At 70.7% G+C, this 26114-nt stretch carries 27 protein-coding genes and 1 pseudogene; 9 read left to right on the top strand and 19 right to left on the bottom strand.

Translation table 11 applies throughout. The features are described 5' to 3' along the window. Nucleotides 1–70: 70 nt before the first annotated feature. The 3 genes and pseudogenes from ACYVDG_RS24620 to ACYVDG_RS24610 form a co-directional block, all read right to left on the bottom strand. Nucleotides 71–205, bottom strand: a pseudogene (locus tag ACYVDG_RS24620) (FAD-linked oxidase C-terminal domain-containing protein); the annotation flags it as partial. A 118-nt stretch (nucleotides 206–323) separates the two neighbouring features. Continuing rightward, nucleotides 324–1148 (bottom strand): RNA-guided endonuclease TnpB family protein, encoded by an 825-nt coding sequence (locus ACYVDG_RS24615; RefSeq protein ID WP_460758186.1) that lies wholly within the window; start codon nucleotides 1146–1148, stop codon nucleotides 324–326. Further along, nucleotides 1133–1819, bottom strand: coding sequence for a hypothetical protein (locus tag ACYVDG_RS24610; RefSeq protein ID WP_460758182.1), 687 nt, complete (start codon nucleotides 1817–1819; stop codon nucleotides 1133–1135). Before ACYVDG_RS24610 ends, ACYVDG_RS24615 begins: the two co-directional genes overlap by 16 nt. 400 nt (nucleotides 1820–2219) lie before the next feature. Here ACYVDG_RS24610 and ACYVDG_RS24605 point away from each other — a divergent pair, with 400 nt between their 5' ends. Beyond that, complete coding sequence (locus ACYVDG_RS24605; RefSeq protein ID WP_460758179.1) at nucleotides 2220–2963, top strand: SDR family oxidoreductase; 744 nt, start codon at nucleotides 2220–2222, stop codon at nucleotides 2961–2963. A 44-nt stretch (nucleotides 2964–3007) separates the two neighbouring features. Here ACYVDG_RS24605 and ACYVDG_RS24600 read toward each other — a convergent pair whose 3' ends face one another. From ACYVDG_RS24600 to ACYVDG_RS24590, 3 genes are read right to left on the bottom strand one after another with little or no spacing between them, the layout of a single operon-like run. After that, the gene (locus ACYVDG_RS24600; RefSeq protein WP_460758176.1) at nucleotides 3008–3898 is read right to left on the bottom strand and encodes an ABC transporter permease; all 891 of its coding nucleotides are present in this window, start codon (nucleotides 3896–3898) and stop codon (nucleotides 3008–3010) included. Next, nucleotides 3895–4914: an ATP-binding cassette domain-containing protein gene (locus ACYVDG_RS24595; RefSeq protein ID WP_460758173.1), complete on the bottom strand. Its 1020-nt coding sequence runs from the start codon at nucleotides 4912–4914 to the stop codon at nucleotides 3895–3897. The genes ACYVDG_RS24600 and ACYVDG_RS24595 overlap by 4 nt, the downstream gene beginning before the upstream one ends. Then, entirely contained in the window at nucleotides 4911–5744 is an 834-nt protein-coding gene (locus tag ACYVDG_RS24590) for an alpha/beta hydrolase (RefSeq protein WP_460758170.1), read from the bottom strand. The genes ACYVDG_RS24595 and ACYVDG_RS24590 overlap by 4 nt, the downstream gene beginning before the upstream one ends. Before the next feature lie 213 nt (nucleotides 5745–5957). On the opposite strand from ACYVDG_RS24590, the gene ACYVDG_RS24585 reads away from it, so the two are divergent. Together ACYVDG_RS24585 and ACYVDG_RS24580 are read left to right on the top strand one after the other, a co-directional pair. Next, nucleotides 5958–6140 carry a hypothetical protein gene (locus ACYVDG_RS24585; RefSeq protein WP_460758166.1) on the top strand — a complete coding sequence of 61 codons (183 nt, stop codon included), beginning with the start codon at nucleotides 5958–5960 and terminating at the stop codon, nucleotides 6138–6140. Nucleotides 6141–6218: 78 nt separating this feature from the next. Continuing rightward, a complete protein-coding gene (locus tag ACYVDG_RS24580) occupies nucleotides 6219–7049 on the top strand; it encodes a nucleotidyltransferase domain-containing protein (protein ID WP_460758163.1) in 831 nt (276 codons plus the stop codon). A 10-nt stretch (nucleotides 7050–7059) separates the two neighbouring features. Here the strand turns inward: ACYVDG_RS24580 and ACYVDG_RS24575 are convergent, their stop codons facing one another. Continuing rightward, the gene (locus tag ACYVDG_RS24575; protein ID WP_460758160.1) at nucleotides 7060–7599 is read right to left on the bottom strand and encodes an MOSC domain-containing protein; all 540 of its coding nucleotides are present in this window, start codon (nucleotides 7597–7599) and stop codon (nucleotides 7060–7062) included. A 104-nt stretch (nucleotides 7600–7703) separates the two neighbouring features. Continuing rightward, nucleotides 7704–8552 carry a helix-turn-helix domain-containing protein gene (locus ACYVDG_RS24570; RefSeq protein ID WP_460758158.1) on the bottom strand — a complete coding sequence of 283 codons (849 nt, stop codon included), beginning with the start codon at nucleotides 8550–8552 and terminating at the stop codon, nucleotides 7704–7706. A gap of 134 nt (nucleotides 8553–8686) precedes the next feature. Between ACYVDG_RS24570 and ACYVDG_RS24565 the strand changes: the two genes are divergently transcribed. Next, entirely contained in the window at nucleotides 8687–9709 is a 1023-nt protein-coding gene (locus ACYVDG_RS24565) for an aldo/keto reductase (protein ID WP_460758155.1), read from the top strand. 61 nt (nucleotides 9710–9770) lie between these two features. Here ACYVDG_RS24565 and ACYVDG_RS24560 read toward each other — a convergent pair whose 3' ends face one another. From ACYVDG_RS24560 to ACYVDG_RS24545, 4 genes are all read right to left on the bottom strand, one after another. Then, a complete protein-coding gene (locus ACYVDG_RS24560; RefSeq protein ID WP_460758153.1) occupies nucleotides 9771–11015 on the bottom strand; it encodes an FAD-dependent oxidoreductase in 1245 nt (414 codons plus the stop codon). After that, entirely contained in the window at nucleotides 11012–11590 is a 579-nt protein-coding gene (locus ACYVDG_RS24555) for a TetR/AcrR family transcriptional regulator (RefSeq protein WP_460758150.1), read from the bottom strand. The genes ACYVDG_RS24560 and ACYVDG_RS24555 overlap by 4 nt, the downstream gene beginning before the upstream one ends. Before the next feature lie 167 nt (nucleotides 11591–11757). Next, nucleotides 11758–11955: a hypothetical protein gene (locus ACYVDG_RS24550; RefSeq protein WP_460758148.1), complete on the bottom strand. Its 198-nt coding sequence runs from the start codon at nucleotides 11953–11955 to the stop codon at nucleotides 11758–11760. Nucleotides 11956–11961: 6 nt separating this feature from the next. Further along, nucleotides 11962–12501, bottom strand: a complete 540-nt coding sequence (locus ACYVDG_RS24545) for a class I SAM-dependent methyltransferase (RefSeq protein ID WP_460758146.1) — start codon at nucleotides 12499–12501, stop codon at nucleotides 11962–11964. Nucleotides 12502–12775: 274 nt separating this feature from the next. On the opposite strand from ACYVDG_RS24545, the gene helR reads away from it, so the two are divergent. After that, nucleotides 12776–14935 (top strand): RNA polymerase recycling motor ATPase HelR, encoded by a 2160-nt coding sequence (gene helR, locus ACYVDG_RS24540; protein ID WP_460758318.1) that lies wholly within the window; start codon nucleotides 12776–12778, stop codon nucleotides 14933–14935. On the opposite strand, the gene ACYVDG_RS24535 is transcribed toward helR, so the two are convergent. From ACYVDG_RS24535 to ACYVDG_RS24525, 3 genes are all read right to left on the bottom strand, one after another. After that, nucleotides 14913–15875, bottom strand: coding sequence for a phosphotransferase (locus tag ACYVDG_RS24535; RefSeq protein WP_460758144.1), 963 nt, complete (start codon nucleotides 15873–15875; stop codon nucleotides 14913–14915). The two genes, helR and ACYVDG_RS24535, sit on opposite strands and share 23 nt — an antisense overlap. Nucleotides 15876–15992: 117 nt before the next feature. Then, entirely contained in the window at nucleotides 15993–16550 is a 558-nt protein-coding gene (locus ACYVDG_RS24530) for a DUF1062 domain-containing protein (RefSeq protein WP_460758139.1), read from the bottom strand. A 190-nt stretch (nucleotides 16551–16740) separates the two neighbouring features. Next, entirely contained in the window at nucleotides 16741–17478 is a 738-nt protein-coding gene (locus tag ACYVDG_RS24525; RefSeq protein WP_460758135.1) for a VOC family protein, read from the bottom strand. Nucleotides 17479–17913: 435 nt separating this feature from the next. Between ACYVDG_RS24525 and ACYVDG_RS24520 the strand changes: the two genes are divergently transcribed. Continuing rightward, nucleotides 17914–18570, top strand: coding sequence for a DUF1275 family protein (locus tag ACYVDG_RS24520; RefSeq protein ID WP_460758132.1), 657 nt, complete (start codon nucleotides 17914–17916; stop codon nucleotides 18568–18570). A gap of 121 nt (nucleotides 18571–18691) precedes the next feature. Here ACYVDG_RS24520 and ACYVDG_RS24515 read toward each other — a convergent pair whose 3' ends face one another. Both ACYVDG_RS24515 and ACYVDG_RS24510 read right to left on the bottom strand, forming a co-directional pair. Further along, entirely contained in the window at nucleotides 18692–19462 is a 771-nt protein-coding gene (locus tag ACYVDG_RS24515) for an RNA-guided endonuclease InsQ/TnpB family protein (protein ID WP_460758129.1), read from the bottom strand. Nucleotides 19463–19897: 435 nt separating this feature from the next. Continuing rightward, nucleotides 19898–20059 carry a toxin-antitoxin system HicB family antitoxin gene (locus ACYVDG_RS24510; RefSeq protein ID WP_460758126.1) on the bottom strand — a complete coding sequence of 54 codons (162 nt, stop codon included), beginning with the start codon at nucleotides 20057–20059 and terminating at the stop codon, nucleotides 19898–19900. 87 nt (nucleotides 20060–20146) lie between these two features. Here ACYVDG_RS24510 and ACYVDG_RS24505 point away from each other — a divergent pair, with 87 nt between their 5' ends. After that, nucleotides 20147–21052 (top strand): phosphotransferase family protein, encoded by a 906-nt coding sequence (locus tag ACYVDG_RS24505; protein ID WP_460758123.1) that lies wholly within the window; start codon nucleotides 20147–20149, stop codon nucleotides 21050–21052. Between the two features lie 10 nt (nucleotides 21053–21062). Here ACYVDG_RS24505 and ACYVDG_RS24500 read toward each other — a convergent pair whose 3' ends face one another. Beyond that, nucleotides 21063–23213 carry an alpha-N-acetylglucosaminidase gene (locus tag ACYVDG_RS24500; RefSeq protein WP_460758118.1) on the bottom strand — a complete coding sequence of 717 codons (2151 nt, stop codon included), beginning with the start codon at nucleotides 23211–23213 and terminating at the stop codon, nucleotides 21063–21065. Between the two features lie 96 nt (nucleotides 23214–23309). Between ACYVDG_RS24500 and ACYVDG_RS24495 the strand changes: the two genes are divergently transcribed. Beyond that, a complete protein-coding gene (locus tag ACYVDG_RS24495) occupies nucleotides 23310–24536 on the top strand; it encodes an ROK family transcriptional regulator (RefSeq protein ID WP_460758114.1) in 1227 nt (408 codons plus the stop codon). Between the two features lie 34 nt (nucleotides 24537–24570). On the opposite strand, the gene ACYVDG_RS24490 is transcribed toward ACYVDG_RS24495, so the two are convergent. Beyond that, complete coding sequence (locus ACYVDG_RS24490) at nucleotides 24571–25440, bottom strand: LysR family transcriptional regulator (protein WP_460758110.1); 870 nt, start codon at nucleotides 25438–25440, stop codon at nucleotides 24571–24573. A gap of 70 nt (nucleotides 25441–25510) precedes the next feature. Between ACYVDG_RS24490 and ACYVDG_RS24485 the strand changes: the two genes are divergently transcribed. Then, the gene (locus ACYVDG_RS24485; protein ID WP_460758107.1) at nucleotides 25511–26107 is read left to right on the top strand and encodes a short chain dehydrogenase; all 597 of its coding nucleotides are present in this window, start codon (nucleotides 25511–25513) and stop codon (nucleotides 26105–26107) included. Nucleotides 26108–26114 lie beyond the last annotated feature (7 nt).

Genomic DNA, 26114 nt, shown 5'->3' with positions numbered 1-26114 from the left:
GCGAGCACCCGGCCGGGACCGCCCCTGGCACAGACCGAGGCCCATGGGGTGCCTCAACGCAGCCTGGTCCTCAGACGAAGACCTTGCCCGGGTTGAAGATGCCCCGCGGATCCAACGCCCCCTTGACCGCCCGGTGCATCGCCAACACATCCGGGCCCAGCTCATCGGCGGCGCCGCGCATCTTGAGCAGACCCACCCCGTGCTCACACGCAGGTCGTCATTGGCCGCGCCCGGCTGCACTCTCACGGTCTGCTACACCGGGTCGACCTCCAGGATCCGGTCCATCCGCTCGAAGGAGACCACCACCCACCGTTGCTGATGTCTTAAGCGAACATCAGCATCCCGTGCATTTCTTTACGAAAGGTCCGTGACGGTGTCACCACAACCTGGGTTGGGTGTCCTGACGACGGTGCCGGAGCTTCTTTCCGCATGTGCGGTCTTGCGCCACCGGCCCGCCCCGCACCCGCCCTGCGGCGGGTGCGGGTGGTGCGGGTCCTATGGTCGGCTCCACGGGCCTTCAAAGCTTGCGCTCCCCGGTCTCCGGCCACTCCAGTACCGGTACTGCCCACCTGCGCCGCCAGGGCGGCGAGGTTGCGTGCTGCGTTGACGTCCCGATCCAGCACGAGGGGACATGCGTCGCAGTCGAACACCCGGATGTGCAGCGGCAGCTTGGCTTTCGTCGCCCCGCACCCCGAGCAGGTCTTACTACTGGCGAACCACCGGTCGGCCACCACCAGGCGCCCGCCGCCCCAGGCGGTTTTGTAGTCCAGTTGGCGGCGGATCTGCCCGAACCCCGCATCCGCGATACGGCGGGCCAGACGCCGGTTCATGACCATCCCGGCCACATTGAGGTCCTCCACCACCACCGTGCCGTACTCCCCGGCCAGCGCAGTGGTCAGGTGGTGCAGCGCATCGGTGCGCAGGTTCGCCACCCGGTGGTGCACCTTGTTGCGGGCCTGGTTGGCCTTGACCCACCGCTTCGAAGGCGCGCGCCCGGTGCGCCGGTCCGGACCCTGACGACGCGACACCCTCCGCGAGGCCCGGCACAGGTCGGTCAGTGCCCCCTCCACATGGCGGGGGTTGGCCACCTGCCACACCCCGCCGTCGGAGTCGGCGACCACCGCCAAAGACTTCAGGCCCAGGTCCACCCCGGCCACCCCCTCCGGTGCGAGACCGTGGCCGAGAGGATGCGCGCGGTCCCGTTGGCCAGGCGGCGGTGGAGTTTGCGGGTGGACTCATGGGTGCGCACCCGCCCCACCACCGGCAAGGTGACATGGCGGCGGGTGTGCTCGCACCGGATTACCCCGGTGGTGAAGCGGCAGGACAGGGGCGCCCGGTGCTTGGACTTGGGCCGCGGCACCCCCACCTTCGGACCTTTGCGATCGCCGCGCTTGGCGGCGGAGTAGCCGTCAAAGGCAGCGGCGCCGCCTGCTAGGCCGGTGTTGTAGGCCTCTTTGGAGTTGTCGGCCCACCAGGTGGCGAACCGGGGGTCCTGGCGTTTGGTGGCGTTGAAGGCCCGCCGCAGGGCGGGCAGCGACCAGGACCGCCACGGGGTGCGCTCAGACTCAGCAACCCCGTAGGAGGCCTCGGCCGCGCGCTGGTCCCAGGTGGCCAGGACGTGCTTGCGGGCCCAGTTGAAGGCCGTCCGGGCGGCTCCGCAGTGCGAGCGCAGCCGCTGCTCGTCCTGGGCGCCGGGGTCCAGGGCGAAGACGTAGGCCTGGACCACGTGCCCGGGGCGGGGCTGAAACCCACGCTTCTTCTTGCGCTTGTTCTTGCCTTCCGCTTGTTGGTCGTCCTGCTGTAGAGCGGTCTCGGCCACGGGTTCCACCCCCTCCCGATGTCTCGTTCACATGTTCGAGAAAGACGTTAGCGGAGCGGGTGGGCCGGTGAGGGGGGGAATCGGTGAACTCCCCCTGATTCTTTTCTCCGGGGCGAACCGGTCCGAGTGCCGGGCTCTTCAACGGCAGCCTGCGGCCGTAGTGATCTTTGTTGACGGGGGTGGATGGTTGCTGAGGGAACCCCGAACAGCTCACAACCCCACCCCGGACATGGATGGCTCCTCCCTCACCGGCACCGACAGCCCGTTGCGTCCGTGCTGCCAGCACACTAAACCCGGGCCTTCGCCACGCACACACCCGAGTCGGACAAAACAGCATTTGCGGGGCGCGCGGTGTTAGCGTGAACCCTGGTCAGCGGCCACGACGGCCTCGGAGGTGGACATGAGCACGATCCTGGTCACCGGCGCCACCGGAACCCTCGGCAGACCCCTCGTCGAACAACTGCGCCGAACCGACCACCACATCCACACCCTCAGCCGCCACCCCGGAAGCCTGGACGACACCGCACACCCCGTCGACCTGCGCACCGGCCACGGCCTGGACCACGCACTCCACGGCGTCGACACCATCGTCCACTGCGCCACCACCCCCACCGGCGGAGACATCCCTTCCGCCACCCACCTCATCCGCGCCGCCCGTGCCGCCGACGTCTCCCACCTGGTCTACATCTCCATCGTCGGCACCGACCAGATCCCCCTGGCCTACTACCGGACCAAACACACCGTCGAAGAGGCACTCCTGGCCTCCGGCCTGGGCGTCACCATCCTGCGCACCACCCAGTTCCAAACCCTGGTCCAGAGCATCTGCGCCCGCCTGGCCCTCGCACCCGCCATGCCCTGCCCCGACATCGACGTCCAGCCCATCGACCCCGCCGAAGTCGCCCTGCGCCTGACCCGACTGGCCCAGGAAGAACCCGCCGGGCGCGTCCCCGACCTGGGCGGCCCCCGAGTGGAACCCTTCCACGACCTGGCCCGCGCCTACCTGGACGCCACCCGCACCCGCCGCCTCCTGTGGCCCCTGCACCTGCCCGGCACCACCTTCGCCGCCTACCGCTCCGGCGCCCACCTGGCACCCGACCGCGCGGTGGGCCGCACCACCTTCGCCCAGTACCTCGCCCGCCCCTGACCACACCGCTCACACCTGGCCCGCGACCTGCAACGGCACCGCGCTCAGCGGCTCAACCTGTGGTAACGCCCCAGGGCCAACGGCACGAACACCGCCAACAGCACCAGAGGCCACACCACCGCCATCAACAGCGCGTTCTGCGCCACCCACGACTCACCCACCACCGTGGTGTTACCGAACAGCTCACGGCAGGCCAACACCGTCGCCGACAGCGGGTTCCACTCGGCCGCCGGCGCCAACCACCCCGGGATCATCTCCGTGGGCACGAACGTCTCGGCCACCATCGCCAGCGGAAACACCAGCGAGAAGAACTTCATCGCCGCCTCAGGGCTGCGCACCAACAACCCCAGGTAGATCCCGATCCAGGTGAACGCCAACCGCAACAGCAGCAACAACCCCAGGGCCGCCAACGCCGCCACGGGCCCGTTGTGCCACTGCCACCCGATCAGCAGACCCATCCCCACCAGGACCGCCAGGTCCACCACCGCCGAGACCACGTCGGCCATGCTGCGCCCCACCAACAGCGCCGACGGCGCCATCGGCAGGGTCCGGAACCGGTCCACCACCCCGCGGCCCACATCCGCGACCACGGCGATGGTCGTGTTCCCGATTCCAAAGGCCATGGTCAGCGCGAACAAGCCCGGCAGGAGGAAGTCGCGGTAGTCATCGCCGCCCAACCCCATGGCCGCGCCCATCGCCTCACCGAAGACGAAACCGAACAACAGCACCGCCAGCACCGGGATCAGCAGCGTGCCGACCACCTCGTCGGGCTTGTGCACCAGGTGCGACAGGTAGCGCCGCGCCACCACCGCCGAATCGGCCACCGCCCACCCGGCACGCCCGGCCCACGCGCCGGCCCCCGCAGGCCCGCCCTCCCACTCGCCCTCGACGGCCCCGCCAGAAGACCTGTCCGCAACCGGTTCGGTGACCGTCATGACCGCGCTCCGTCCTGCTGCCCGCTGATCCGGGACCCGCCGTCCCGAAGCCCGTCCTCCTGCCGACCACCGCTCTGGTGCCCGGTCAGGCTCAAGAACACGTCGTCCAACGTCGGGCGGCGCAACGCGATGTCCTCCACGTCCAACCCCGCCTCGTCCAGGGCCCGCACCACCTTGGTCAGCGCAGCACCCCGCCCACCGAGCGAGACCCGAACGCTCAGCGCGTCCCGGTCGACCTCCGGCGGCGCCCCCGCCATACGACCCATCACGTCCGTGGCCACCGGCAGTTCCGCCGCGTCAGCGACCACGACCTCCACGCGGCCGCCACCCACCCGCGACTTCAGCTCCTCCGGGCTGCCCTCGGCGATCACCCGACCGGCATCGATCACCGACACCCGGTCGGCCAGCCGGTCGGCCTCCTCCAGGTACTGGGTGGTCAACAGCACCGTCGTGCCCGCCGCGACCAGCTCCCGCACGGCACCCCACACCTCCTGGCGGCTGCGCGGATCCAACCCCGTGGTCGGCTCGTCCAGGAACAGCACCCTCGGGTCCAGCACCAACCCGGCAGCCAGGTCCAGCCGGCGGCGCATCCCACCCGAGTACGTGCGCACCGACCGGTCCCCCGCACCCGTGAGGTCGAAACGCTCCAACAGCTCCTGGGCCCGCTGCTTCGAACGCCGCCGACCCAGGTGGTAGAGCCTGCCGAACATCTCCAGGTTGCGCCGCCCGGTCAGGAGCTCGTCGACCGCGGCGTACTGGCCCACGAACCCGATCCGCCTGCGCACCCACCTGGCCTGGGTCGACACGTCGGCCCCGGCCACCCGGGCCCGGCCCCCGTCGAAACGCAGCAGTGTGGCCAGCACCCGCACCATCGTGGTCTTTCCGGCCCCGTTGGGCCCCAAGAGCCCGTGTACCGTCCCCGGCGCCACCGCCAGGTCCACCCCGGCCAACGCCACCTTGCCGTTCGGGTAGTGCTTGCGCAGCCCCTGGGCCAGGATCACCGGTGCGCCGCTCATGAGACCACCGCCTCCTTGGCCCCCGCGCCCCCGGGACCACGCGGTGCGGGCACCATCGCGCGCACCGTGCTCACCTCGTCATAGCGGCCCACGGCGATCCGCGCGACATTGCGCACCGACTCACTGCCCTCCCGGTAGTAGGCGCAGTGCCCCGGAATGTCCCCGGTGGCGAAAACCCGCGCACCGAAACCCCGCCGCAGCGGCGAAGGGCCGTGCCCGATCTCTCCCACATGCCCCCGCGGGAAGAACCGGATCCAGTCAGCAGGGCCCAACCCGGCCCACAGGTTCCCGGTGAACCCCAGTTCGGCGCGGCTGCGCACCCCCATCCCGGGGCTGCCCAACGCCACGCAGTCACTGACCCGGGCCCGCCGCAGGGCCAGACCGCACACCACCGTGCCGTAGCTGTGCCCCACCAGAGTCACCCGCGCCGACCGCGGCAGGAACTCCGTCAACCGGGCCAGGTCCGCGGCGCCCTCCAGTGCCGGACGGCGCGACACCGCCTCACCGAACCCGCGCGGGGTCCGGTACCCCACCCACACCACCACCGCCACGCGCTCGCCCGGAGCGAGCTGCCCCATCGTGCGCAGCAGCGTCTCTCCGTTGGCGCGCGGCCGGGTAGCGCGCCTCTGGTTGAAGTAGTTGCCCAGGTAGTTGTCGTTGCCCGGGACCAGGACCGCGATGTGTTCCGCGGTGGCCGCGTCCCCCAGCTCCTCCACGATCCGGCCGTCCTCACGCCCGTCACAGGCCAGCACGCGAACGCCGAACCTTCGAGCGCGCTCATAGTGCAGGGGATCGGTGACTGGAACGCTGGTTGGGCCCGCCGTGACCATGACTTCCCCCGAAAATCCCCGTACCGCAGCTTCTCTGACCCATTCCACGCTAGAGAGGGACGGCCGTTACCGCGATGACGCTGACACCCGCTTCCCAGTCCAGCCGCACCCACCAACAGCAGTGGTGTCAGCACTACCTTCCACCGGATCGACCAGCCCTGACCAGGAAAAATCGCTTTGCCCGCCGCGATCGCCCCTGGGAGCATGCGCTCCATGCAGATCGTGACCCTGGCCCAACGCCCCGACCTCGCCGAGGTCCTGGACCGCCCAGAGCTCAACCCCGGTCCCGAGCTCATGGTCCACGACACGGTGGCCCAGGACCTGTGCCGGACCGCGGCCGAGCACAGCCTGAGCCCGCTCGCCGCACCCCTGCGCCCCACCCTCAAACACCGGTAGCCGCTGCACTGACCACCCACGCCAGTGCGACTACGACCACGGACCTCGCCCCGACCACCCGACCGCAGGAGCACTCCCATGACGCCGCTGCCCCCACCCCAGGGCCTGCACCCCGACGGCACCATCGCCCGCGAAGGCGCACTCGCCCGGATCCCCGCAGCCTTCACCCCCGTCGTGGACGCTCTACGCACCCGCCTGCCCGAGGTCTTCGGCCCCCGCCTGCACAGCGCCTACCTGTACGGCAGCCTCCCCCGCGGCACCGCCCGACCCGGCATCTCGGACCTGGACGCCCTCGCCGTCCTGCACACCCACCCCGACCGCGCCGAACAAGAACGCACCCGCACCCTGGAACGCGAACTCGACACCGCCTTCGCCCAGGTCGACGGCGGCGGCATCCTGCTCGACAGCGTCCCCACCCTGACCAGCGCCCTCGAACGCCACGACGGCGGGTTCTTCGTCGCCTGCCTGTGCACCCCCCTGTGCGGCCCCGACCTGGCCCAGCAACTTCCCGCCTACCGGCCCACCACCCTGCTGGCCCGCGAGACCAACGGCGACCTGCACCTGGCCATCCCCCGCTGGCGCACCCGCACCGCCCACGCCACCACCGAGGCCGAACGCCTACGCCTGAGCCGCGGCGTCTCCCGCCGCCTCACCCGCGCGGCCTTCACCCTGGTCATGCCCTCCTGGGGCGGCTGGACCAGCGACCTGGAACTGGCCGCCGACATCTTCGGCCACTACCACCCCCAGCGCCACCACCAGGTGCACGCGGCCGCCCGCACCGCACACCGCCCCACACCCGACCCCGACCACCTGCACGAACTCGTCGAGGACCTGGCGCCCTGGCTGGCCGCGGAGTACACCGCCACCCACGGGACCAAGACGCCCCGACCCGAACACCCCAGCTCTTGAACAACCCGGCTCAGACCCGCTCCAGGGGGACGTGCGCGCCACAGGGCTCACGCACACCGACCGCCATCCCGGGCTCCACGACCCCGCCGTCCAACACCACACCCATGATTCCGGCCCGGCGCACCAACCCACCCCGCTCGTCCCGGTACACCATCTGCTTGAGCAGCCCCTGGGAGAACCCGTCGATCTGCGCACACGGGTTCCGCAACCCGGTGACCTCCACGCGCGCCTGCCCCAAGCTCAGCACCGTGCCCTTGGACAGTCCCAACAGGTCCACGCCCCGGGTCAGGATGTTCTCGCCCATCTGCCCCGGCTCCACCGAGAACCCGGCCAGGGCCACCTCCTCGAAGAGTTCGGCGTGGATCAGGTGCACCTGGCGCAGGTTGGGCTGGGTGGGGTCGGCCGCCACCCGCGAACGGTGCTTGACCGTCCGGCCCAGGTGCGCGTCCCCCTCCACCCCCAGCCCGGCCACCAGGCGGATCCGAGGCCGGACCGGCTTGCTGAACGTGTGCTCGGGGCTGCTGCTGACCGACTCTACGACGGGGGCCATCGCCGTCCTCCACAACTACGCGCGCAACGGACGGCCCCAGCTTAGAGACCACGATCCCGGTGATCCGGGCCAGGGCCCCCGCAGGGTCCGGTTCGCGCTGGAAACTAGGTGCCCACCGCTCGCAACCCGGTCCGGTTCACCCGGTCCAGCGCCTGCGCGCTCGCGGCATCCGCCGGCAGGTAGACCACCAGATACTGGCCCTGGGCATCCAAACGCTCATAGGACAACCGCAGCTCACCCGCCCGCGGATGCGCCAACCGCTCCACACCGGTACTCGACGGCGCCGCCGGAGCGGCCGCCATCCGCCCGGTGAACTCCTCCCCGCCCACGATCGACAGCTCCTCCACCAGATGGGCCAGGTGCGGATCCTCCGGGGCCGCCTCCGCCCGCAACTCCGCCAACCGCGCCTCGGCCACCGCCGCCCAGTCCGGATAGGCCGACCGTGCCCGGTCGTCGGCGAAGACGAACCACACCCGGTTCGCGGGCTGGTCGTCCTCCACGTCCAACAGCCCCAACGGGCCCACCAGACGTTCATAACCCGACGTGTGGGCGAGCGTCTCACCCAACCGGTTGAACAGCGCCGCCGGAGCCGGCTCCAACCGGTCCAGCAGCGCCCGCATCGTCGCGCGCACCTCACGCTCGGGCGGCATCCCGCCCGGACACAGCGCACCGGCCCCCGACGCCACCTTCGACAGGTTGCGCAACCGCACCCGATCGCCCACCGACAACCCCAACGCATCGGCCAACGCCACCAGCACCTGCGGCGACGGGTTGCGGTCACGCCCCTGCTCCAACCGGGTCAGGTAGTCCACACTCACACCCGACAGCGTGGCCAACTCGGCCCGGCGCAGCCCCGGGGTGCGGCGGCGCGCCCCCACCGGCAGACCCACTCTCTCCGGCGGGGTCGATTCACGACACACACGCAGGAACGCGCCCATTCCGGTTTCGTCCATGCGCTTGAGTCTACGAGCCGGAGCCCCGCTCATCCTGGCCCTGTCAGGGCCAGCCCCCACGCGGCCTTCCCCCGCACCCGGGCACGCCGCACACTGACACCCATGACCACACACACCACCAGAAGGACCACCTGATGCGCTACCAGCTCCTCGGGCCCTCGGGCCTGCGCGTGTCCCAACTCTTCCTGGGCGCGATGGCCTTCGCCGACCGCGACGAGGCGCGCCGCATGATCGACGTCTACCGGGACGCGGGCGGCAACACCATCGACACCGCCTCCGCCTACGGCGACAGCGAGGAGATCCTCGGCGACGTCCTCCAAGGCCGCCGCGACCGCTTCGTTCTGGCCACCAAGTACACGCTGCCCCGCGACCCCACCGACCCCAACACCGGGGGCAGCCACCGCAAGAACCTCACGCTCACCCTGGACCGGAGCCTGCGGCGGCTGCGTACCGACTACGTCGACTTGCTGTGGGTGCACTCCTGGGACGAGCACACCCCGATCGAGGTCACCATGCGGGCCCTGGACGACGTCGTCCGCGCGGGCAAGGCCCTGAGCCTGGGTTCCTCCAACATGCCCGCATGGGTCGTCGCCGAAGCCAACACCCTGGCCCGGCACCACGGGTGGACGCTGTTCGCCACCCTCCAGGTGCCCTACAACCCGCTGCGCCGCGACATCGAACGCGAACTCCTGCCCATGGCCCGCACGCACGGCCTGAGCCTGGCCACCTACAACGGTCTGGCCGCCGGGGTCCTCTCGGGCCGCTTCACCGGCCCGCACGCTGAGGGGGCCAGCCACCGCGTGGAGCCCGCCTCCCTCACCGAACGCGAGCACCGGACCGCCCGCGTGATCCAGCAGGTCGCCGAGGAACTGGACGCCACCCCCGCCCAGGTCGCCATCGCCTGGGCCCTGCACCGCTCACCGCGCGTTCACCCGATCATCGGCGCCAGCAGCGCCCGACAGCTCAAGGACAACCTGGGAGCCGCGGAAGTGTCCCTGCCTTCAGAAACCGTGGAGCGCCTGGACACAGTGGCCGACTTCGACATCGGCTACCCCGGCGACCAGCACGCACAGACGCAGGCCTGGTTCGACGGCCACCACCCCGTAGAACAGCCCACCCGCGAGCGCCCTTTCGGTCACCCGCCGACGCGGGCTTAGGCGGCCTCGGGCCGATCGCACGATCGGCCCCGACTCCGGCCTGATCGGGACCGCACCCCCTTCACCCGTCCGTGGGGGTGAGGGGGACCAGATCCCTGACTACGCGGGTGGGCTTTCCGGAGATCTGCGTCGCCACCAGCCGGTCCACCCCCGGTAGGGACGCCAGGCGCAGGAACATCCTCCGCAACCGCAACCGGCCGGGGGTGGAGGGCAGGAACCAGGAGGTCCCGCTACGGGCCGCGCGCTGGCGTTCCTCCACCACCGGACGCCACCGCTCTTCATACCTGCGCAGTCCCGCCCCGACGCTGTCGGCCCGGGCGAGTTCCTCCCCCAGGACATAGGCCCCGCCCACTCCCATCGAGGCGCCCTGGCCAGCTAGCAGGGACACCGCCTGGCAGGCGTCACCGAGCAGCACCGTGCGCCCCCGGCTCCAGGTCCCCATCCGGATCTGGGCGACGTGGTCGTAGTAGACCTGCTCGGGCGGCGGACACAGCTCCAAGGCCCGGGGCACCACCCAGCCCAGCCCTGCGTAGGCGCCGCGCAGCGCGGCCCGCGGGTCCTGAGGCAGCCGGGTGTCCTCGGTGCGGTGCACCGCGAAGGCCGCCACCCGGTCACCCTCCAGCGCGTAGAGCCCCATCTGCGCCCCCAGGCTGTCGGTGAGCTGGAAGCGCCCCTGGGTCGCCGCGTGCACGCGGGAGTCGTTGAAGGTGTAGGCAGCGGTGTGAAAGCCCAGGTGGTGCAGGTACCGCTCCTGCGGGCCGAACACCAGGCGGCGCACGGTGGAGTGGATGCCGTCGGCCCCCGCCAGCAGGTCGGCCTCCACCATCTGGCCGTCGGTCAGGCGCACCCGAACCCCGTCGGCGTGTTCGTGGATCTGTTCCGGAGCGCTGTTGTAGCGCAACTCCACCCGGTCGGGCAGCGACTCGCGCAGGGCCAGTTCCAGGTCGGGTCGCATGAGGGAGACCAAGGACCCGCCCAGAGACCGGGCGAAGCGCTCGAACCCGACCGCCGCCGTCCTGCGGCCGCGCTCGTCGACCAAGACCGCTTCGGTGAAGTGGTGGCCCAGCTCCCGCAACCGGCCCATGAGCCCCATGGCCTCGGCGGCGTCGTAGCCGGGCCCGAAGAAGTCGATCATGTAGCCCTGCGGCCGCGGCCCTGGGGCCCGCTCCAGCACGGTCACCTCCCACCCGTGGTGGGACAGGCGCTGGGCCAGGGCCAACCCGGCGATCCCGGCGCCCACGATCACCGCGCGCATCGGTGCGTGAGAGGGCGGGCGGATGGTCCCGGTTGTGTGTGTGGTGCTCATGCCTGCCCCCTGGTGGTGGTGCGTGCGGTGTCCAGGACGCGGCGCAGGACGGGTGCGACCTCCTGCGAGGTCAGACCGGAGTCCAGGGCGCGGTGCAGCATCATCCCGTCCACGGTCGAGGCCAGGACCCGGGCCGTGGCTTCGGGGTCGGCGATCCCGCACGAGCGCAACCAGTCGGCCAGTGATGCGCGAAATCGCTCCAGGATTTCGGTGATGCCTCGGCGCAGGTGTTGGTCGCGCCCGGCCGCCAGGTAGGCCTCGATGAACAGCGTCGAGTCGGGGTCGTCACCGGGGTAGGCGTCCAATGCGCCCAGCATCACATCCAACCCTTGCTCGGGGCCGGTTCCCTCAAGGTGGGCGGCGGCCTGGTCGGCCACCTGCACCATCGCACCCAAGGCGGCTTCGTTGAGCAGGGAGTTCAGCGAGGGGAAATGGTAGTGCACGAGCCCGGACCCGACCGCCGCCCGCTCGGCCAAGGCCCGTGTGCTCACTGCGGACCAGCCCCGTTCGGCGATGAGCTCTGTGGCCGCTCCGAGTAGGCGCTCGCGCACCTGCCGTCCCCGTTCCGTCGTCATTCCGCCCCCTTGTGGGCCCACCCCAACCACGCGGTCGGCCATCGACTTGGGCAAGTGCATTGGACAACTGCCCAAATAGAAGGATGGCACGGATCAGGAGCCGCTGTACACACCCAAGGATCGGACCCCTCAGAGAAACCAGGACCCCACAAACGACAGAGGTGCCCTTACCCGGCCCACAGCAGGAAACTGACATCGGTCTCCTCGGGCCCGGCAGGACCTCCGTCGGGACCGGTCACCGAGGCCACCCGCAGGCCCGCCTGGCCGACCAGCTCCTCGAACCCGGCGCGCGTATACCAGTGCAGCACCCAGGGCTGCTCCTGCACGGTGCGCTCACCATCGCGAAGGCGCTCGTAGCGCAGCATGCTGCGCTACGAGCGCGCGTGCTCGTCGCGTTCCTCAACCACCACCGACACCCGCAGCTCAGCACCATCGACACTGGCCACCCGCGCCTGTCCGATCCGCTCGGCCGGGGCGGGTTCGGGAACGGCCAGGGGCACCAGTGCCACCCCGCCCTCGCACAGGTGGGCACGCATACGGCGCAGTGCGGCCAGGGCGGTGGCGTCGTCGGCCAGCAGCGTGAAGGTGGGCCCGGCCAGGAAGATCGAGGCGTAGCGGCGCGGCAGGTCCAGCTCCTCCATACGCTGGCAGTGCACGCGCACGTCCACCCCCGACTGGCCGGCCCGCTGAAGACAGCGCTCGAGCATGTCCGCCGAAGAATCCATGCCGTCCACGTCCAGCCCGCGCTGCCGCAGTTCGATCAACGGGTCTCCGTCCCCGCACCCCAACTCCAGCGCGGGCTCGCCCCACTCCTGGACGAAAGCCGCATAGGGCTCCGGATCATAGGAAGCGCCCTTCAACGGGCTGTAGAGGTCGGCAACGAGTCCGGTATAGAAGTCCGCAGGCTGCATGGCGAGCACCCTAGGACTCGCGCGAGCGCGACCGCCACTCAATTAATCGGCGCGCACGCCCGCGCTACGTAGTCCGCGCGGGACGAGCAGGGGCGGAAGGCAGGGGCCGTGGAACGAAAAAAACGCCCACCGAAGGTGGGCGACCGCGCGGCAGGAGGGTTTTGGTAACTCTCCGCCACTCTTAATTTATAGCGCACCCCCGGGCTTGCGGCAAGACCCGGGTCATGGCGGACAATCATCGATCGTGAACACCAAACGCCACACGGGAGACGCCGTGAAACCCACCGCCACCAGCGCGTTCGCCCTCCCGGAGCACCTCGCCCCCAAGGCCGAACCGGACCTGATCGCCAACGACGAGCGCCACTTCGCCGCCATCGCCACCACCCTCGAACAGACCATCGCCGACCTGTCCGACCGCCTCGACACCCAGCGTCAGACCACCGGGGGTAACATCCGCGAAGTAGTCGAGCGCGACCAAGAGGTCCGTCGGCTCTCCTCCCGCCTGCGCACCCTGCGCCGCTTCAGCCTGGACCTGTGCCTGGGACACATCGTCCACGACAACGACCCCGAGCCCGTCTACATCGGCCGACTCGGCCTGACCGACAGCGACGGCAACCGCCTGCTGCTCGACTGGCGATCCCCCGCGGCCGAACCGTTCTTCGCCGCCACCCACGCCCACCCCATGGGGCTGACCAGCCGCCGCAGGTACCGCTGGGACCAAGGCCACATCAGCGACTACTGGGACGAGGTCTTCACCGAGGACGGGTTCGAAGGCCACGCCGCCCTCGACGACCAGTCCGCCTTCATCGCCAGCCTGGGCGCCCACCGTTCCGACCGCATGCGCGACGTGCTCGGCACCATCCAGGCCGACCAAGACGCCATCATCCGGGCGGGATCACGCGGCGCCCTCGTGGTCGACGGCGGCCCCGGCACCGGCAAGACCGTCGTGGCCCTGCACCGCACCGCCCACCTGCTCTACTCCGACCCGCGCCTGGGACACCGCCGCGGCGGCGTGCTCTTCATCGGCCCGCACCAGCCCTACCTGGCCTACGTCGCCGACGTCCTGCCCAGCCTCGGAGAGGAGGGCGTACAGACCTGCACCCTGCGCGACCTGGTCCCCGAGGGCGCCACAGCAGCGCCCGACACCGACCCGCACACCGCCCGCCTCAAAGCGTCGGCCCGCCCGGACCAGGTGATCGAGGCTGCCGTGCGCTTCTACGAGAAACCACCCAAGCAGGGCATGACCGTCGCCACACCCTGGTTCGACCTGCACCTGAGCGCCCAGGACTGGGCCGAGGCCTTCAGCTCCGTCGACGCAGGCACCCCGCACAACGAAGCCCGCGAACACATCCTGGAAGAGCTGACCGCGATCCTGTCCGACCAGCACGACGACGAAGAGATCTCCACCGAGATGCTCCACGCCGCACTGGCCCAAGACCGCGAGCTCCTGGAAACGCTCTACCGCTCCTGGCCGATCCTGGAGCCCACCGACCTGGTCGGTGACCTGTGGTCGGTACCCGCCTACCTGCGCCTGTGCGCCCCCTGGCTCCACCCCGACGACATCCACCGGCTCCAACGCCACAGCGCCCACGCCTGGACCGTCTCCGACCTGCCGTTCCTGGACGCCGCACGCCTGCGCCTGGGCGACCCGCACGCCTCCCGGCGCAAACGCCACTACAACGCCTCGGCCGCCGCCGAACGCGAGCGCATGTCCACCGTCATCGACAACCTCCTGGCCGCCGATGACGACGGCGAGGGCTTGGTGACGATGCTGCACCAAGAGGACCTGCGCGAGGACCTGGTCGACGAGGCCGCCCTGCCCGCCGCCGAACGCGACCGCCTGGCCGGAACCTTCGCGCACATCGTCGTGGACGAGGCCCAGGAACTGACCGACGCCGAGTGGCAGATGCTCCTGCAGCGCTGCCCCTCCCGGAGCATGACCATCGTCGGGGACCGCGCACAGGCCCGGCACGGCTTCACCGAGTCCTGGCACGAGCGGCTGAAGCGGGTCGGGTTCGACCAGGTCGACCTGGCCTCCCTGAGCGTCAACTACCGCACCCCCGAGGAGGTCATGGCCGAGGCCGAGCCGGTCATCAGGGCCGCGCTGCCCGACGCCAACGTGCCCACCTCCATCCGCAGCGGCGGTGTGCCCGTCCTGCACGGATCCACCGAGGAGCTCGACTCGATCCTGACCACCTGGCTGGCCGAGAACACCGAAGGCAGCGCCTGCGTCATCGGTGACCCGGTCTTCGAGGAGCGGCCGCGAGTGCGCTCGCTCACTCCGAGCCTGGCCAAGGGGCTCGAGTTCGACTTGGTCGTCCTCGTGGACCCGCAGGGGTTCGGTGAAGGCGTCGAGGGGGCAGTGGACCGCTACGTCGCGATGACCCGGGCCACACAGCAGCTCGTCATCCTCAGCGGGAGCGGCCGTCGGTGAAGACGCCGTTGAACGGCATCGTGCGCCAGTGCTCGACCGCGGGCGTCAGGTAGTCCATCAGCTCGGGCAGTTGCGGCACCAGCGCCAGGGTGGTGACGGCGCGCAGCATCCCGACGCTGTTCACGAAGCGCAGGACGTCCTCGTTCAACTCCCGCAGGCCCGCCCGGCGGGCACCGCGGTTGTAGGCGGCCTCGTGCTCGGGTCCCAGGACGGCCAGGTCCCACTCCACGGGGCCCAACGAGACCAGTTCGAAGTCGGAGTACAACTCGCCCGCCACCCCGGAGAAGATGTTCGCGGGAGGGGAGTCGCCGTGGACGGGCTGCAGGCCGATGCCGGGGAAGGCGGCCTCGAAGGCCGTACGTGAGCTCACCAGGGGTTCCAGGACCTGCCACTGGCGGCGCGCACGGTCCACATCGGCCGCGGCGATGAGGTCGGGACGGTCGGCGAGCAGTACCAGGTCCTGGGGCAGGCCCCGCGGTTCGGCCGCGCCCAGGAACGGCAGGCGGCCCGGGTAGGTGCGCATCGCGGCGTGCAGGTCGGCGGTGCTCTCGGCGTTGGCCACGTAGTCGGGCTCTGTGCCGTGGTCCTCCTCGACGAACTGCCAGAAGGTGATCGAGAACCCGTCGCGCTGGACGGGCTCGCGCGGCACGAGGGGGCTGGGCGCGATCACGGGGGTGCCCTGGCCGGCGAGCCAGCGTGTCACGTCCAGTTCCGCCTGCTGGCGCAGTGCCAGGGAACCCAGGTCCTGGTAGTGGGGCAGGACGGTGGGAATGCGGGCCACGACCGGTGCGGGCGCCAGGTGTACCACGACCGAGAACAGGTCGTGGAGCACGGAGGCGTCGGTGACGGTGAGGCCGAGGTCGCGCCCGGCCGCCACGGCGGCGTCGAGTGCGGCGCGGGTGCGGGCGTCGCGTTGTTGTGGGGTCAGGAAGTCGTTCACCGGTCGATCATGGCACGTCAGGCGGTGTCGGACGGGGCGGCGTGTGTGCTGTGTGGCGGCCTTGACGGTGGTGGTCGGGGCGGTGCGTGCCGCCCCGACCACCGGGCTAAGGACGGGTTAGGCAGCCGGTCTGACCAGGACGAACCTGAAATCCCGCGTGGTCCTGCGCTTCAGCGGGATGTCGATCTTGACTCGGCGAAGGACCTCAGTGCGGCTGATCCCCAGCCCATGGGCGATGAGCTGTTCGGGGCGTACCGGCACGGGTGCGTCGAAGGACACGCTCACCGGCAGGGGCCACGGGTCCTCGGGAACCGGGGGTGCGTGGAGCTGCCAGCACCCGTCCCAGTCGAGCGCGAACCGGTGGCGCCGGGACAGCACGGGGTTGAGGAGTGTGTCGGTGACCAGGTCCGGGGCGTTGGCGGTGTAGTCGGCCAGGAGCTGGGCTGGCAGGGAGCGCACGGGGACGCGGTGGTGGACGGTGAGCTTGCTGGTCCGGTCACAGCCAACGCAGTTGACCAGCAGCCAGACGTCGAGGAGCTTGCCGTTGGCGTTGACGCGGAACCTGCCGTCGCCGGTGGTGGCGTGCCCGGAAGGGCAGGCCACGCAGGGGAAGGCGAGCAGGGGCAGGCGGGTGCGTCGTACGGCCCAGGGCAGCACGAAAGAAAGCGCAGACATAATCTCTCTGAAGATCTGACGCAGAGCACGGGGAAGAGAGCCGACGGCGACGTCGGCTGACCGATGCGTAGGAAAGTCAGACCTAAAGAGCGGGGGGCGTCATGCGCGCAGGATCCTCTCGTGGGGGCGGAGCCAACCTAGAGGTCTCCGCCCCGGGGGCGCCACTCCTTTTTCGCGCGCCGGGTCGGCGTCAGCTCGGGGCGAGAACGCAGAATTCGTTGCCTTCGGGGTCGGCCAGGACCGTCCAGGGCACCTCGCCCTGGCCGACGTCGACGGGGGCGGCTCCGAGGGTGCGCAGTCGGGCCACTTCCGCCGCTGGATCGCCGCCGGGGTAGGGCCGCAGGTCCAGGTGGACGCGGTTCTTCACGGTCTTCGCCTCGGGGGTTCGGACGAACTCCAGGTAGGGGCCGACACCCGCGGATGAGCGCAGAACCGCGTAGTCGTCGGTGACCTCGTGCAGGGTCCAGTCCATCGCTTGGTCCCAGAACCGGGCCATCGCCCGCGGGTCGGCGCAGTCGACCACTACGGCGGCCATGGGCCCGGTGTCGAGGTAGGCGGGTCGGGGTTCCAGCACGCAGAATTCGTTGCCTTCGGGGTCGGCCAGGACCGTCCAGGGCACCTCGCCCTGGCCGACGTCGACGGGGGTGGCACCGAGGTCCTTCAGGCGCGTGATCTGCTCCGCCTGCTGGTCCGCGGACGTGGTGGCCAGGTCGATGTGCACGCGGTTCTTGACCGTCTTGGCGTCGGGGGCGGCAACGATGTCGACGCAGAGTGCGGAGGGGTCCGGGTAGTCGAAGTTCTCGGGTTCCAGGTTGGTCACGCTTGGACCCTCGCTGTGGGTAGCCCAGCCGAGCACCTGTGCCCAGAACCGTCCGAGCGCGGAGTCGTCCAGGGCGCTCATGTGGATTTGCACCAGTCGAGTCGTCATGCCGGAGACCTTATGCCCGTTGGACTCCCGGGCCTACGGCTTTTCCGTGTCGGCACACCCCTCCTGGATAACGTTTGGTTTGTAACGTTTATTCGTAACGTTACTCATTCAAGGCAACGAAACGAATCCCGCGAGGGGCGGAAATCCTGACTTCCGATAAGTCAACCTTCTAGGAAGCCAGCCCCGCAGGGGTGCCCGAACCCCCGCCGCCACCGCCACAGGGCCCGCCAACGTTATTGACCCCGCCCCCCGGCCCCCGGCCCCCGGCCCCCGAAAACGAGACGGATACACCCACCGCTGTACAGTCCCCCGGGTCAGGTCTGAAGGCACCCGCCCGGCCCTGAACTGACAGGCACGGTCTACGCTCGGGCGCCGGTAGCGTGCTTCCGCCGACGGGTATGACTTTCCACCCCTGGCACCAGAGGAGGCACGGCCATGGGGTCGGTCCACACGCGCACCCCGATACGACGGGCTACCGCCCTGGCCCTACTGACCGCGTGCGCCGGCGGCATGGACCTGCTCTCCATCGCGGTCCTGGGCGGGGTCTTCAGCGGCATCATCACCGGCAACCTGGTGCACGCCGGCCAGAACCTGGGCTCGGGCCACTGGCTCGTGGCGGCCACCGCCCTGGCAGCCGTGGCCGCCTTCGGCGCAGGGGTGTGGGTGTGGGCCCGCCTGCTGGGACCAGCCGACCGGGCCAACCCCCGCCGCACGACCGCCCTGTTAGCCACCGAGGTGGCACTGCTCACCGTCTTCACCACCGCCTGGATCCTGCTGGCGGGCGCACCACCCCATCACACGGCGGCCACGGCCCTGCTGGTGCTGGCCGCCTTCTGCATGGGCGCCCAGAGCGCCTGGGCCCGCACCACGGGCGCCTCCACCACCTACCTGACCGGAACCCTGGCCACAGCCTTGGCCGGGTGGGCGACCGGTGATCCCTTCCGCGCCCACCGGGCGGCCATCACCCGGTTGAGTACCTTGTTCGTCGGCGCGCTGGCCACCATGCTGGTGTTGCTCGCCTGGCCCTGGGCCGCCGCGCTGCTGCCCCTGGGGTGTGCGCTCACCGCCCTGGTCCTGTGGCGCTCTCCGTGACCGAGCCCCGCCCCCATGCCTGCTCACGGGCCGAAAAACAGCGGCGGCCCCGCATCGGCCCGTGCCACAATCGCCGCCCGTGACTCCACCCACCGTTGAAGCGGCGGGCTTCCCACGACACCTAACCGGTGCCGTAGAGGGCCAGCCCGGCCCTGAGAACGTTCGTCGCCCCGACCACGTCGGCGTGCTCGGTGAACGAGCACTCAACGCACCGGAACGTCTCCTGCGTGGGGCGGTTCTCCTGCGCGACATGCCCGCAGTCGGGGCACGTGCGCGAGGTGTTGCGGGGGTTAACCGGGACCACCACACGACCGGCACTCTCAGCCTTGCGCGCGAGGATGCCCAGGAACACCCCCCAACCCGCATCCGAGATCGCATAGTTCAGCCCCGCCTTGGCCGCCCGCCCGTTGGGCAGGTAGGCGCCCGGGATGTCGGGGTCGGGTTTGGGCTGGGGGGCCTTGACCATGTTCGCCACAGTCAGGTCCTCGTGCGCGATCAGGTCGTTCTCGCGCACCAGGTTCAGGGCGGTCTTGTGCGCGTGGTCCAGCCGCTGCCGTGCGGCCTTGCGGTACAGGCGCGAGACCTTGGCCGCCGCGCGCCGGTGGCGTTTGGTGCGGTTACCGGACCGGCGGCGGGGGAACTCGGCCAGCTCCCGTTGCGCGCCAGCGAGCGCGTCGGCGCTGGCTTTGGCGTGGCGGGGGTTGGGCAGGTGGCGGCCGTCGCTGGTGGTCGCGAACGAAGCGATGCCCATGTCGATGCCCACCACCGCGCCCGTGGGCTCCAGGGGTTGGGCGGGCACTTGGTCGCAGGCCAGCACCACGTACCAGCGGTCACCCTCACGCTTGACACTGATCGTTTTGACCCGGCCCTGGACATCCCGGTGCTGGTGCACCCGCACATGACCCACGCCCTGCAATCGGATGCGAGTGTCGGACCGGTGGGGGCGCTGTCCCACCGGCACCCGTCCCCGTCCTTGGGGAAGATGACGGTGTCGAAGCGGCCCGCCCCCTGGAACCGGGGGTAGCCCGGCGCCTGCCCGGCCTTGGCCCTGCGGAAGAACGCCTGGAAGGCCTGGTCCAGCCTGCGCAGGGTGGCCTGCTGGGAGGAGAAGGACCACCGCCCCTGGCGCTGGGGGTCGAAGGCGCGGATGTCTTTGAGCTGTCCCGACTGGTCCCCGTAGCGGATGCTGGTCTTGGACGGGTGGGCGTAGGCGTCCCGGCGTTCCTCTGCAGCGCGGCGTTGTACAGCGACCGGTGGTCGGTCAGCATCGCCGTGAGCGCCCCGACCTGCCGGGCGGTGGGCCGGAGCAGGAACTTGTAGGAGCGGATCACCGGTCGCGCCTGCGCTCGGCGCGCAGTCCTTCGGTGAGCAGAACGCACGCGGCGGCATTGATCGAGATGCCCATGCGCTCGGCATGCGCTTCGATATTGCGCTTTAGGTCTGGGGGGACGCGCAGGTTCAGCGATTCCCGGGACGCACGTTCACTCACAACCACAATGCTACCACTATGCAACGAAGGGAGGGAGCGCGGATTCACCCCTGCCTAAAGGACAGGGGTCCCCTCCGCGCGCACCTGATGGAACCGACCGACACCGCCCGCGCGCTCGCTGCCCGCCACGGGCTCTCACCCGAACACGTACACCCGTTGCCGCCGGGTGCGGCCAACCACGTGTTGGCCCTGGGCCCCGACCTGGTCCTGCGTATCCCCCGCTCCCCCGGCTTCGCCGACGATCTGCGCAAGGAAGCGGCGCTGATCCCCATCGCCCACCGTGCCGGGGTGCGCACCCCGGCCCTGGTCGACTTCGCCGATCCGCTGGACGGGCCGCCTTACCTGCTGTTGGAGCGCCTGCCCGGCACCGACCTGGCCGACCGCGAACCCGCACAGGGGACCCTGATGGCGCTGGGCCGCCAGCTGGCCCGTGTACACCGCATCCCGACCACGGGACTGTCCGCACTCCCTCGGGACCACGGGGTCAGCGACCCCGAGCCCCTGCTGGAGCGTCTGCGCCGCGAGGGCCACATCGACGCCGGGTCCGCCGACTGGCTGCGCTCTTGGTGCGAGCACCTTGCCGCCCGCGTCCCCGCGACCCTCACCCCCGCGCTGGTGCACGGCGACGTGGCTCCGCAGAACCTCGTGGTCACCGCCACCGGTGATCTGGGAGGGATCGTGGACTGGGGCGACGCCGCTCTGGCCGACGCGGCCACCGACTTCGCCAAGCTCCCGCCGCACTGGCTGCCCTCGGTCCTGGAGGGATACCGCGACGCACGCGGCGAGTCGGCCGCTCATCCTTGGGAGGCCCGCATCCTGTGGCACCACCTGACCTGGGCGCTGGGCAGGTTGGCCGACCCCTCACCCCAACCCGGCCGACGCCACTGGACCGCCCCGCCCGCCAGTCGGCTGCTCGGTCTGCTGCGCCTGTTCTCCTCGCGCCCGCCCGCACCGTGGCCCGACATGGCGCCGCCCGCCTCTCCCGGCCTGTGAGCGCCGGGGGTCAGGGGGCCGGGTGGCCGTAGCGGTCCAGCAGCGCGCGGGAGTGGTCCAGGATCCCGTGTTGGTCGGTGCGCACCGGGCCCGCTCCGTGGCGCAGGAAGGCGTCGGCGCGTTCGGTGAGCTGCTGGTCGAGCCACCGGCCCGCCGGGCCCGGATCGACCAGGGCCTGGTCCAGCCCCTGCCCCCACAACTGCCACCGGGACCGGTAGTAGCCGCCGACCAGCCCCGACCAGAGCCTTCCGGCGTAGTCGTGCAGGAAAGGGCTGTCGGGGGTGTCCCACACGGTGATGATGCGCCGGGCGTTGTCGGCCAGCACGTGGTGTTCTTCGGTGCTGGTGGCCCAGGAGGTCGCCTTGTGCTCCCAGTTCTGGAAGCGGTACTCGGGGCGGGTGGCCAGCAGGGCGTCCAGGTCCTCGAACAGGCCCAGGAAGCGCTCCAGCGCCTGGGGGCGGTGGGCGCCTTCGCCCACGGCCTCCTGCACCAAGGTCAGGTAGGAGTGGTCGGCCACGCGCGCCATCACGGCCATGGCCACGTCGGCCAGGTCGCGTCCCAGCGGCCCTTGGGCGAGTTCGGGGTGGCGCTCGCCCGCACTGACCAGGTCCTGCCAGGCCCGCACCAGGACCGGCCAGTCGTACCAGACCAGCGCGCTGGCCTCGGCGCGCAGCCGCTCGGTTTCGGCCAGGTCGCGGTAGTGGGGCTTGGTGGTGATGATGCCGTTGAACTGTTCGGGGAAGATCCGCACCCCCGAGGCGCCGTAGATCGTGGCCAGCAGTCCCCGCCACCCGCGCAGGAGGGCCGGGTCCGCGCCGCTTCCGTAGCGTTGGGCCACGAACGCGGGCAGCCAGTCGTCGTCGACGTCCTCCACCCGGTTCCAGGCCTGGTCGGCCACCAGTTCGAAGAAGGCGGGGTTGTTTCCGGTGGCTTCCATGGCCAGGCCCAGCCCTACCGGCGGGGCTTCGGTGTCCTTGGCCTTGTTGATCGCTTCGGTGGTGCCCTGCAGGTCGCCGAGGGGGTCGGTTCTGCCACCGAAGTTCAACAGCGCGCACCACACCCAGGGTGTGCCGCCGAAGGAGTCGAAGCGGCTCCACTGCGGGTCGTGTTCGGCCCACAGGTCCAGCACGAGCAGGCGGTGGTCTTCGATGGCGTCCAGGAACGCGGTGACGCGCTCGGTGGTCCAGAAGTGGCTTTGGTAGGAGAAGGGCCAGGCCTGCATGACCCACACGGCTTCGGGGTCGGTGCGGGTCAGCCCGTCCAGGGTGGCCTGGGCCACCGTGCCGGGGAAGGCGGGGTCGGCCTCGACCGGCGGCATCTCGATGAAGGGGTCGATCGCGTACAGGTGGTCGGTGCCCAGCAGGTCCTGTTGGGCGGCGGTGATCTGGGCGCCCACGTGGGTGTAGAGCGCGTCGCGGGGGTCCAGGACGTGGGTGGTGAACCCCTGCCAGGGGCGCGGGGTGACCTGGTCGGGGGCCAGTGCTCGGGGGACGTGGCCGGTGAAGCCGGGCAGTACGGGCCGCATTCCGAAGGAGCGCTGCCTGTCCAAGACGCGGCGGGCCAGGTCCAGGTGGCCCTCGATCCAGGCCTGGGGCAGGGGGCCGGCGAAGGAGTCCAGGTTGCCCATGTACTGCCAGGGCAGGTAGCCGGGCCCGCCCAGGAAGGTGCGGATCACGTCGTCGTCCAGGCCCAGGCGGGTGTAGGCCTGGCGCAGGACCGCTTCGTGGCCCAGGATCGTCAGCGGCATGGTGACACCGTGCAGCGCCATCCAGTCGCACTCGCGTTCCCAGTCGTCCCAGCCCCAGTAGGGCGCCGTGTAGCCCTGGGTGCAGAAGTTGAGGTAGTAGCTCTGGTCGACCTCGGCGGTGCGGTGGGTGGTGGGGGCGTCGGGGAAGGCGGTCACCGGCAGGGGCAGGCGGGTGTCCCAGGCCACCATGACCCCGCAGGACCGGCGCAGGTAGGTGTGCAGGCCCACGGCCGCGGCCACCCCGTCGGTGGCTGCGAGGGTGAGCACGCCCTGGTCGGCCCGGTACTCGAAGGATCTCCTATCGTGGGGGAGCTGGCTCAGGCGCAGTGGTGGGTGCGTGCGTCCCAGGATTCTGCGGGCCAGGCCGCGCACCGTGGCCCCCCAGTCGGGTTCGCCTTGGGTCCGTGCCGCCATCGGGTCTCCCCTGCTTGCCTGGGCGCCAATTAGTTCCGTACAGTACATAACTAATTTGGTTTCGGGCAAGACCCGCACAAGCACAGGGGAGGGCGCGTGAGCGCACCGGTCGCCGCCGACACACGGCTCATGCGCGAGATCAACGCGACCGCGGTCCTGACCGAACTACGCCAGGTGGACCACACCAGCGTGCCCGCCCTGGCCAAGGCCACCGGACTGTCCCGCCAGGCCGTCACCCGCTCCCTGACCACCCTGGAGGAGACGGGCCTGGTCCAACTCCTCGAACCCGCACGCACCAGCGGCCGCTCAGGGCGCCCCGCCCAACGCGTACGCTTTCGCGCCGAGGCCGGCCACATCCTGGGCCTGTCGGTCACCCCCACCGAGGTCAGGGTCGCCCTGGCCGACCTGGCCGGCACCACCCTGGCCACCACCGCCACCCCCCTGGCCGCACCCCACACACCCCTGATCACCCAGGCCCTGACCACCACCGTGCACCAAGCCCTGCGCGAAGCCGGCTCGGCGCCCGACCGCATCTGGCACGCCTCCATCGGCGCACCCGGCATCGTCGACCCCCACACCCAGCACATACAGTTCACCGCCAGCATGCCCGACATCACCGGCGACGTCCTGGTCACGGCCCTGGGCGATCTCCTGACCTGCCACATCTACCTCGACAACGACGTCAAACTCGCCACCGAAGGCGAACGCTGGCGCGGCCGCCCCCACCACGAAGAGTCGATGGTCCTCATCCACTGGGGAGAGCGCGTGGGCGCCGGGGTGGTGGTCGGCGGCCAACTCCACCGAGGCGCCTCCAACGACGCCGGAGACCTGGGCTTCCTCGACCTGTTCGCCGAAGAACCCACCGACCCACACACCCCGCCCCAACTGGGGCGCTTCGAAGCCTGGGTGGGCTCGGCCGAACTGCACCGCCTCACCCGCCAAGCCGCCCACCGCCAGGGCGGGCACGACCTGCACCAACGCCTGGGCCACACCCCCGACCTGACCGCACTGGCCCAGGCCGTCCACGACCGCGCCCCCGCGGCGATGGAAGGCCTCCAGGAGATCACCCGCCGCTTCGCCCACGGCATCGGCGCCATTCGCGCACTCCTGGACCCCCAGGTCGTGGTCATCGGCGGCCCGATGTCCCAGTGCGGACCCGCCCTGCTGGAGGCCCTGGAAGGCCACCTGGAGCACCAACGCCTGACCCCGCCCCAGTTGGAGCTGGCCCGCCTGGGCGAGGACGCCATCGTCCAAGGCGCACTCCACCACTCACTGAGCGCGGTGGAAGCCACCCGGTTGCGGATCCCACCGAACCGCACCTGAAAGCCCACCCCCTAAGCGCACCGGCCCGCGAGCGTTACAGACCCATACCCTGGTCGGCCAGGAACCGGCGTGCGAACTCCGCGAACTCCTCGGCCCGCGGGTGCCCGGGTTCGGCGGCCAGCACCGCAGACACGGTGACCGGATCGGCGTCGGCCAAGGGCAGGTAGCGCACCTCGGGGTGGGGATGGGAGTACGCACTGCCGCTGGCAGTCACCCCCACGGCCGCACCGGTGGCGATCAACGTCAACCACTCCTCCACGTTGGCCACCTCCACGGTGTGCGGACGCTGACCCGACGGCCACAGCTCACTTCCGGTGGTCGCCGCGGTCGAACACAGCGCGACCGTGTGCTCAGCCACCTGCGCCAACCTCAACGATTCCGCCTGCGCCAAGGGTGTGCCTTCGGCGACCGCCACCACCCGGGGTTCGCGATACAGAGCCCGCGCCACCAGTCCCGCGCTCTCCTCGGGCAGGGTGCGCACGAAACCCACATCCACCTGGCCGGCGCCCAAGGCCTGGAGGGGATCCTGTCCGCGCCGCACCCGCAGCGGACACTCGCCAACATCGGTGTCCCAGGACCGCAGCAGCGCCACGGTGTGACGCCCCAGCGCACCCCAGGCGAACCCCACCCGCAACGGCCCGGTCCCGTGGGCCACCTCGGCCACGGCCTCCTCCACTTGGACCAGCACCCGGTGGGCCCGCTCCCACAACCGTCGCCCCGGCGCGGTCAACGTCAGCGAGCGGGTGGTGCGTTCCACCAAGCACACCCCCAACCGCCGCTCCAGCTGGTCCAGCGTGCGCGACAGAGCGGGCTGGCTGACCCCCAACACGAATGCCGCCTCGGAGATGTTGCCGTGGTCACCGATGGCCGCCAACGCCCGCAAATGCCGCAACTCCACATTCATAACCAATGAGCATAAATCCCGCATCGCGCACATTTCTCGCCCCACAGCACCCTCCACTAGCGTCACCGGCATGCGAACCCTGTTGATCGGCGCCACCGGACGGCTCGGCAGCGCCCTGCACCACGAACTCCGCACCCGCGGCCACGACGTCACCACCGTGGCCCGCACCGGCGGCGACCATCACCTGGACCTGACCGACCCCGAACACGCCACCCACCTGTGGGAGCGCGTGGGAGCCGTCGACGCCGTGGTCAGCGCCGCGGGCGACGTCCCCTACAAGCCCCTGGACCGCATGGGCGCCCACGACTACCAGGCAGCCTTCACCGGCAAGGTCCTGACCCAGATCGGCCTGGTCACCCACGGCACCCACCACGTGAGCCCACACGGCTCCTTCACCCTGATCACCGGCTCCCCCGGACGCGACCCCGTCGCCCAAGGCAGCGCCGCCGCCATGGCCAACGGAGCGGTGGAGGCGTTCGTGCGCACCGCCGCCGTGGAGATCGCGCCCCAGCGCGTCAACGCCGTCAGCCCCGCGGTCTTCACCGAGTCCCTCGCCGACTTCGGCGACTTCTTTCCCGGCCTGGCCCCCGTGGACCTGGCCGAGGTCACCCGCGCCTACGTGCGCTCCATCGAAGGCGCCCAGACCGGCCAGGTCTACATCCCCTGACCGACAA

It is taken from the genome of Nocardiopsis oceani, from assembly GCF_054777395.1.
The sequence above is the reverse complement of the archived record's forward strand: the minus strand, read 5'-3'. Positions and strand labels throughout refer to the sequence as shown.